The organism is Lacrimispora sp., from assembly GCF_047605665.1.
In the GTDB taxonomy this organism is placed as follows: domain Bacteria; phylum Bacillota; class Clostridia; order Lachnospirales; family Lachnospiraceae; genus Lacrimispora.
Genome location: NZ_JASGFH010000011.1, coordinates 142,595 through 150,469 on the forward strand (window position 1 = coordinate 142,595; position 7,875 = coordinate 150,469).

Genomic DNA, 7,875 nt, shown 5'->3' on the forward strand with positions numbered 1-7,875 from the left:
GCGGTTTAAGGAGGGCTTTGTAAATGAGAGGAAAAAAGGTGAGCGTGCGGGGAAACCTGGTGCGGGATATGATGCAGAATGTGATGGAAACTTCATTAAAACAACCCATACAAACCGGAGAGCTGAGAAAAAATCCGGTGGAACCTGCCTGGGTGTGCCCGGCGGGATATGAATATGAGATGATAGAAATCGGCCATTTAAAGATGGAATACTTACGGCCTGTAGGAGTGGTGACAGGGCGGGTGATCTTACAGCTTCACGGAGGCGGGTACATTGGCCCCATGAAAAACATTTACCGGAGGTTTGCAGTCCGCTATTCCAAGATGAGCTATGGCGGAGATGTGCTGACCCCGGATTACCGGGTGGCCCCGGAAAATCCCTATCCTGCGGCGTTAGAGGATGCTGTGGCCGCTTATGAGTGGCTGGTAAAAGAAAAGGGATACAGCCCTGAACATATTGTGGTGGCAGGAGATTCGGCAGGAGGCGGCTTAGGTTTGGCCTTAGGGCTTTATTTGAAGGATCACGGAATGGCCCTTCCCAGCGGCTTTATCACCATGTCCCCCTGGACGGATTTGACCAACAGCGGGGAAAGCTATGTGTCCAACTATGAGACAGACCCCCTGTTTGGCAATTCCACCGACAATATGCTTTACAACTCCTCCTATATCGGAGAGAGCGATCCTAAGGACCCTTATATGTCACCATTATTCGGAGAATATGAGAATTTCCCTCCAGTGCTCATGCAGGCGGGAAGCTATGAGGTGCTTTTAAGCGATACCTTAGGGGTGGCGGAAAAATTGAAAAAAGCAGGCGTAAAACGCCGCCTTTCCATATACGAAGGGATGTTTCACGTATTTCAGATGGCTATGGACTTAATTCCCGAAAGCCGGGAGGCATGGCATGAGGTGGAAGAATTTTTAAGGATCATCTACCACATCAACGTCAAGCCTGACGGTAAGGTAGTGCGCAAGATAAAAACAGAGAATAAAGGACTGGCGGCGGATATGATCAGACTGGTCATAGCTGCCATGAAAAAAGGGCTGGACGGATAAATGCGATCAGGTATGAAAGGTCAGCCCTGAATTTCAAGGAATATTGAAAAAATCTAAATTAATCCAAAACCTACAGCATCTGAACGTATTGCTGCCACAGATAAAAAGGGAAAAAGTATGATAAAATCAGAAAAATTGAGGATTGGTGAGAAAATGGTATTCGGGGAATATGAATGCCGGATACTGGACATTCAGGATGATAAAGCTTTAATTATAACTGAGTACATCATAGAGCAGCGCTCTTACCACGACGCATACAGGGATATCACCTGGGCTGACTGCTCACTGCGAAGATATTTAAATGGCGAATTTTATAATAAATTCAGCGAAACTGATAGATTAAGAATCATTCCAGTGCTGAATAAAAATAACGATAATGAATGGTATGGCACAAGCGGTGGGGCAGATACGGTTGACAGCATATTTTTATTAAGTGTTGAGGAATCCACGTGTAAATATTTCGGTGACAGCAGCTCAAAGCTGTATCATAAAGGGAAAAATCAAAGATATTGGTTTGAAAGAAAAGATGAAAACAACAGTGAGCGGATTTCAAGGCTTAATGACGAAAATGGAGAAATTCACTGGTGGTGGCTCCGCTCGCCGGGCCGGGTCGGTGTAAAAACCGTATACATCCATGGTGATGGCAATATAGGCATTCAAGGTAATCATATTTTGAAAGGTAATCTCAGTGACGGCAGATGTACAGGAGGTGTACGTCCTGCTTTGTGGCTCAAAATATAACACAAAAATTGAAAATTCCGTCATATCCGGCAGATCAATCATTCAGATATAGAAGTGGAAATGCACTCTTTCAAGCGGTTAATTGACAGAAAGCAATCTAAAGTCCACAGCACCTGAATGCATGATCGCTGCAAATCTAAAGGAAAGGAAGAGTATGATATCCAACATCTATAAATATCATACAAGAATGCGATGAAGATAACCCTGGCAGCGGTGGGAAAGATCAAGGAAAAATTTTATGCTGATGCCATTGCAGAATACAGCAAACGGCTGAGCCGCTACTGCAAGCTGGAAATCCTCCAGGTGGCAGATGAAAAGACTCCGGACAATGCCAGCGAAACTGTGGAACGGCAGATTAAGGAAAAGGAAGGGGAACGGCTTCTTGCTTCCATCAAGGAGGGCGCTTATGTGGTAGCCCTCGCCATAGAAGGAGAAATGCTGGACTCTGTCAAGCTGTCTGAGAAAATCAATGCCCTGGGAGTGGGCGGAACCAGCCAGATCGTATTTGTCATTGGAGGTTCCTTAGGGCTTTCGGAGGCTGTTTTAAAACGGGCAGACTATAAACTGAGCTTTTCTCCCATGACCTTTCCCCATCAGCTTATGAGGGTGATCCTGCTGGAGCAGATATATAGGAGCTACCGGATTATTTACGGGGAGCCTTATCATAAATAAGAACAGAGCAGTTGGACTAGGTCGAAATGGCGGGAACACAACGGAAATACGACTGGAGGAACGACATGGAATATGCAGATTTGGAGCGGATGCTCATCAGCTCTATAAAAGAAGTACAGATAAAATTAGGATATGAAGAAGAGGTTATACGTTTTTATTATCCGGAACAGGCACTGACAAAGCTGCTGGGTATCAGCGGAGAATCGGAACAGGAAATCAAGACGGTAATCGAAGGCTTTAAAAACTATGTGAAAGAACGGTTAGGAGATATCAGAATCTTAAAGAGCCGGGAGCGGTTCTGCTTTGAGATACCGCCCCAAGGGGTAAAATATGTGTGGGAAAATATAGAGGACAATGGATTTTTAAAAGAATTCATTGAAACTGTAGAAAAGCCCCATACAACATTAGAAGATATTTTAAACGTATTTCAAAAATACACCGACGGAAGGGTCTGCTGCTTAACTTCCAAAGACGAGGAATGTGACTATATCATATTTTTTGAAGACCCTTCTGTTGACAACTACCGGTATTATGTGAAATTCCATGGAAATCACATCACCTATCACAGATTTTTATCCGATGATGCCAGAGACATGGGACTATAGCCTTATTCGCTCATGAATGGAATACTTAACAGGGAAGAGGAGAAAGATGGCTGGAAAGATTCTTACCCCCATCCTTCAGGGAGAAATGGAGTGGATTCTGGAAGATGAGGTTCAACTATATAACAGAAAAGACGAAGAAGAAACGGTTAAGGATGCTCTCATAAGAAACCTGCGGATAGAAGAAGGGGACTTTTCCTCCATGCGGTTTTCAGCGGTTCTATTTGAAAACTGCATTTTTCAGGACTGTAATTTTGAAAAAGGGGAATTCACTGATGTCATATTCCAGTCCTGTGATATTTCCAATTGCAGTTTTGAAAACAGTTATTTTAACAGGACCTTGTTCCGTTCCTCCAAAGGAATGGGCGCAAAATTCTGCGGAAGCACCATGCTCCATACATCGGTAGAAAGCTGCAATTTCAATTATGCCAATTTTGATTCCTCAAAGCTTGAGCACATCCGTTTTTTTGAAACTCAGCTTCAAGGCGGCTCCTTATCCCAGTGCCGGTGCAAAGCAGTGGAGTGGAGCCGGGTCAATTTAGAACATGCCAGTTTTTTTCAAACTCCGATGGCAGGAATGGATTTTACCGACAGCACCATACACAGTCTGGTCCTTTCCGACAACTGCCATGAATTGAGGGGAGCGGTAGTAGATTTATACCAGGCCGCAGAGCTGGCAAAATATCTTGGCATAGTCATAAAAAGTGAGTAAATCCGGGCCGCAAATGATTCTGGAACAAAAATGAGGTTTTTCCCAGAAGTTTCCTATGGTACAATGGGAAAAGCAGCATTGAAATCGGACAGGTTTACGTTAAGGAGGCGAACTATATTATGATGGAACCCGCAAAAGCCGCATAGCACAGGTTATGCAGTGAAAATAGAAAAGTAATTGTGTAGCCTTTGCTATTCCGGACAGAAAAATATGTTTGGGAGGCGGCAATGCGCTATCAGAAGGCAAATGAAATTCTGCCGGAGGAACTGGTGGAATTAATTCAAAAATATGTGGATGGAGAATATGTCTACATCCCAAGAAAACAGGAAAATAAACGAACCTGGGGTGAAGGTACAGGTGCCAGAGAGGAACGAAAATCCAGAGACTCATCCATTTATAAGGATTACATTTCCGGCATATGTGTAAAGCTTCTGGCAGAACAGTATTACCTGTCAGAAAAAAGCATTCAAAGGATTGTACTTCAGGAAAAGAAAAATAAAAAAGCAAGAAAAGGCAGCACACCGGAACACTGATGTGCTGTCTTTTCTTCGTTTCATAAAAGAGTATGAGGTGGGAAGAAAGGCAAAGGGATGATACCGTTATTTTGAAAAGACAGAAAAGAACGGAGATCAACCATGCACTTACATGTTCAGAAACAGTGGATCATCACCCCGGCCAACCTTCCTTCCATCATAAGAAGATGCCCCAAATGCGGAATAAAAACAGAATTTAAAAACAGCAAAAAGTTCCGGGTCAATGCCAATGGGCGGCTCATCGATGTATGGCTCATATACCGGTGCAGCAAATGCGAGACCTCCTGGAACATGACGGTATGGGAACGGGCGGAGGCAGGCAGCCTTGATGAAGAGGAGTATCAGGGATTTTTAAGCAATGATCCGGCCCTGGCAGAAAAATATGGAAATGACCGTACTCTGTTTGCCGGAAACAAAGCAGAGACATCGGCTGAAAGGCCAGAGTATTCTATAGAAGAAAGAGATACCCCTTTTTCCTGCGGCCTGGAATACCACATGGAAGTCCATGTGAAAATTCCTGCCGGTTTTGACTTGAGGGTGGATGCCTTACTGGTCCGTCAACTTGGAGTTTCCAGAAATAAAATTAAAACCTGGTGTGAAAAAGGGCTGGTTTTCAACCAGGGGAATCTGCTGTCTCCCAAAACCAGAGTAAAAGACGGCATGATTTTGCAGCTAAAAAAGGAAGTCTTGACATGCCAAACCGGCGACAGTATAATTCAAGTTAAGTGAATACGTACTGAACCAATACAAAATATACCGCAGGTTTTTGCCTGATCATAAATTACTCCAGGAGAAAAAAGAAAATGCACAGGAAAAAGCTGATCACAGCCATACTTACAGGCTTGATGATCGTACTTGGAAACGGATTTTCCGCTAAAGCAGAAACAGAAATCTCAATTGTGGCCCCGGCGCCTCCCATGGAGGAATCCGCCATCTCCGGCCCCGGAGCGGACATAAAAACTGAGCCTCCCCAGACAGATTTCTCCAATACAGTCTTAGGAGAACAGGTAGTAGCTTATGCCAGGCAGTTTATTGGCAATCCCTATGTATACGGCGGTTCCAGCCTTACGGAAGGCGCTGATTGTTCCGGATTTGTCATGAGCATTTACCAGAACTTCGGAATCAACCTGCCAAGGGTTTCCAAGGATCAGGGAAATGCGGGAGTTGATGCAGGCGGTCTGGAATATGCGCAGCCGGGCGATCTCATATCTTACATAGGCCATATTGGCATTTACGCAGGAGACAATCAATTGATCCATGCAAGCGGACCAGAGGATGGGATAAAAATATCCCAGGTAGATTTTATGCCGATCCTTTCCGTCAGACGGATTTTAAATGGAAATGAAGAATAAGAAATTCACAGCATCGTCGGAAAGACGGTGCTTTTTTTCGTTTATCCATAAAATCTCCACAACCTTCTGGTATAATTCCAAGGACTGTACAATAATCAAACGTTTACATAGAAGCGGAAGGAGGGATTGATTATGAGAGATACAGGAAGAGGAAGATCCAGAAAAAGACCAAAAACTGCTCTTATGATACGGATAGCGCTTTTGGTTGGATTATGTGCCATTTTAATCGTTTTATTAATGTCCTCCATTTCCAGGGGGAAAGAAAATAATAAAGGGACCGACTTAAATGCAGTGGGCCAAAGCCGTGAGCCGGATATTGAAGAAACAGAAACAGAGGAACAAATAGAGGAAGATGTATGGGTAGACGATATTTCCATTACTGGATTGACAAAAGAGGAGGCCAGAAAAAAGGTACTCCAGGCGTATTCCTGGGATATGAAGCTCCTATACAATGATAAAACAGAGTCTTTGCAATATCCCTTACAGGAAAAGATAGACGGTTTGTTAGAACAAATTTATTCTGATTCCAAAGGCGGCACATATACTCTGGAATTAGACGATCTGGAGGAACAGATAAAAACACAAGTGGAAAAAGCCGCATCCAATTGGGACAAACCTCCCATAAATTCCCAATTGACAGGACGGGATAAGAAAAATAATCAATGGATTTACTCTGATGGAGAGCCGGGAATCGCAGTAGACCGGGAAAAAGCAATCCAGGATATTATAAGTCTGGTCCAGGGGAGAAAGTTTGACGGAGTGGTTCAGATTTCGGCAAACTCCGTTGCCCCCTCTGTCCCATCCGCTCAGGCAAAACAGGAATACAAGGTCATCAGCCAGTTTGAAACCACTGCAACCAACAATCAGAACAGAAATAACAACATCAATCTGGCTGTCCAGGCTTTAGATGGTTTGGTTCTGCTTCCGGGAGAAGAGTTCTCTTTTAATAAGACTACGGGAAACCGTACTCTGGAAAGGGGATATAAACCAGCCGGAGCTTACCGGAACGGAAAATTTGTCGAGGAACCGGGAGGCGGGGTCTGCCAGGTTTCTTCCACCCTTTACAATGCCATGATTTTTGCCGGGATCGATGCCACCGAGCGTCATGCCCACAGCTTTGAACCGGCTTATGTCACTCCCGGAGAGGATGCCATGGTCAGCTATGACGGCTACAGCGGTCCTGATCTGCGTTTTGTCAATCGTGAAGATACCTCTGTTGCTATCCGTGCTGTCTTCGAAAACAGAAAAATCACCATATCCATTGTCGGAAAGCCGATTCTGGAAGAAGGTGTGACCCGGTCTATGAGATCAGAAAAGACAAAAATCTACGATCCTCCAGCTCCGGAATATGAAGAAGACCAGACCTTGCAGCCAGGACAGGAAGTGGAAATAACCAAGGCTGTAAACGGCACATCCTGGAAAACCTATCTGATCACATCAAAAGCAGGAACCGTGATCAAAGAAGACTATTTCCATACCAGCACCTATAAAGGAAAACCGGGTGTCCTGAAACGGAATACTTCTGGAGTTGTAATTCCAACAGAGACATTGCCGTCAACTCCCGAATCTTCCTCACAGGAAGAAACTCCATTGCCGGAAGAAACAGTGGGAGCAGGCGGAGAAGAGCAAGGCGGCAATGAAACAGAAGGGCAGGCAGCAGGCCCCGGAGCAGGAGCAGGAGAAAGTAAACCGACGGAAATAGGTCCTGGGGTTTCATAAGTTTCCGTGTCTATTCGCCGTTTTTGGTATAACAGAGTGAGCAGAGTGCGAATGATTCATACTATGGTTATGTTTTCAACAGATAAATTCCACCGGTACATAAAGATATTTCATTGAGAAGGAGAGGAGAGACGATCCCTCTCCTTCTATGTATTTATTGAAAAGCTTAAAACTTCTTTATAATAAGAGCATAAAACAGAATTTAAAAGCATGCCTCCGGCCTTGGCAAGGTCGTACTCGGCTACTGAAATATTTCTGCTTCGCTTATTTTTCCCCTTTTCTTTATAAGATTATATGTCTGTTATGCTCTTTAAATGTAGAAATACAGCCTCTTTAATAGAAAGAAGATAGTAAGGTAAAAAACATGTAAAAAAACAGTGAAAAAAGTGTTGACATTTTCTCCCTCCTTTGTTATGATATAACTCGCCGCTGAAAACGGCGGCAAAAAACTTCTTTCAGACACATCAATGACCGATGAAAAAGTTTGGAAGA

The 7,875-nt window shown here is 44.0% G+C and carries 9 protein-coding genes; all 9 read left to right on the forward strand.

Features of this window, described 5'->3' with window-relative positions; all coding sequences use genetic code 11:
* Positions 1 to 23 precede the first annotated feature (23 nt).
* Entirely contained in the window at positions 24 to 1,052 is a 1,029-nt protein-coding gene (locus tag QM657_RS11030; RefSeq protein ID WP_415066699.1) for an alpha/beta hydrolase, read from the forward strand.
* A gap of 117 nt (positions 1,053 to 1,169) precedes the next feature.
* Positions 1,170 to 1,793: a DUF6273 domain-containing protein gene (locus tag QM657_RS11035; RefSeq protein WP_415066700.1), complete on the forward strand. Its 624-nt coding sequence runs from the start codon at positions 1,170 to 1,172 to the stop codon at positions 1,791 to 1,793.
* Between the two features lie 192 nt (positions 1,794 to 1,985).
* Positions 1,986 to 2,465 (forward strand): 23S rRNA (pseudouridine(1915)-N(3))-methyltransferase RlmH, encoded by a 480-nt coding sequence (rlmH, locus tag QM657_RS11040; protein WP_415066701.1) that lies wholly within the window; start codon positions 1,986 to 1,988, stop codon positions 2,463 to 2,465.
* A gap of 65 nt (positions 2,466 to 2,530) precedes the next feature.
* Positions 2,531 to 3,070, forward strand: coding sequence for a DUF3877 family protein (locus QM657_RS11045; RefSeq protein WP_415066702.1), 540 nt, complete (start codon positions 2,531 to 2,533; stop codon positions 3,068 to 3,070).
* Between the two features lie 46 nt (positions 3,071 to 3,116).
* On the forward strand, positions 3,117 to 3,779 hold the full coding sequence (locus QM657_RS11050; RefSeq protein WP_415066703.1) for a pentapeptide repeat-containing protein: 663 nt from the start codon (positions 3,117 to 3,119) through the stop codon (positions 3,777 to 3,779).
* Positions 3,780 to 4,006: 227 nt separating this feature from the next.
* The gene (locus QM657_RS11055; RefSeq protein WP_415066704.1) at positions 4,007 to 4,312 is read left to right on the forward strand and encodes a CD3324 family protein; all 306 of its coding nucleotides are present in this window, start codon (positions 4,007 to 4,009) and stop codon (positions 4,310 to 4,312) included.
* Between the two features lie 102 nt (positions 4,313 to 4,414).
* Positions 4,415 to 5,041 (forward strand): DUF1062 domain-containing protein, encoded by a 627-nt coding sequence (locus QM657_RS11060; protein ID WP_415066705.1) that lies wholly within the window; start codon positions 4,415 to 4,417, stop codon positions 5,039 to 5,041.
* Between the two features lie 74 nt (positions 5,042 to 5,115).
* Positions 5,116 to 5,664, forward strand: a complete 549-nt coding sequence (locus QM657_RS11065; RefSeq protein ID WP_415066706.1) for a C40 family peptidase — start codon at positions 5,116 to 5,118, stop codon at positions 5,662 to 5,664.
* Positions 5,665 to 5,796: 132 nt separating this feature from the next.
* Positions 5,797 to 7,383 (forward strand): VanW family protein, encoded by a 1,587-nt coding sequence (locus QM657_RS11070; RefSeq protein ID WP_415066707.1) that lies wholly within the window; start codon positions 5,797 to 5,799, stop codon positions 7,381 to 7,383.
* Positions 7,384 to 7,875: the final 492 nt, after the last annotated feature.

What these genes read in the sequence shown, in the direction of transcription:
- QM657_RS11035 (WP_415066700.1), top strand. Translation starts at nt 1,170, where the DNA reads ATGATAAAATCAGAAAAATTGAGGATTGGTGAGAAAATGGTATTCGGG.
- rlmH (WP_415066701.1), top strand. Translation starts at nt 1,986, where the DNA reads ATGAAGATAACCCTGGCAGCGGTGGGAAAGATCAAGGAAAAATTTTAT.
- QM657_RS11060 (WP_415066705.1), top strand. Translation starts at nt 4,415, where the DNA reads ATGCACTTACATGTTCAGAAACAGTGGATCATCACCCCGGCCAACCTT.
- QM657_RS11055 (WP_415066704.1), top strand. Translation starts at nt 4,007, where the DNA reads ATGCGCTATCAGAAGGCAAATGAAATTCTGCCGGAGGAACTGGTGGAA.
- QM657_RS11050 (WP_415066703.1), top strand. Translation starts at nt 3,117, where the DNA reads ATGGCTGGAAAGATTCTTACCCCCATCCTTCAGGGAGAAATGGAGTGG.
- QM657_RS11070 (WP_415066707.1), top strand. Translation starts at nt 5,797, where the DNA reads ATGAGAGATACAGGAAGAGGAAGATCCAGAAAAAGACCAAAAACTGCT.
- QM657_RS11030 (WP_415066699.1), top strand. Translation starts at nt 24, where the DNA reads ATGAGAGGAAAAAAGGTGAGCGTGCGGGGAAACCTGGTGCGGGATATG.
- QM657_RS11045 (WP_415066702.1), top strand. Translation starts at nt 2,531, where the DNA reads ATGGAATATGCAGATTTGGAGCGGATGCTCATCAGCTCTATAAAAGAA.
- QM657_RS11065 (WP_415066706.1), top strand. Translation starts at nt 5,116, where the DNA reads ATGCACAGGAAAAAGCTGATCACAGCCATACTTACAGGCTTGATGATC.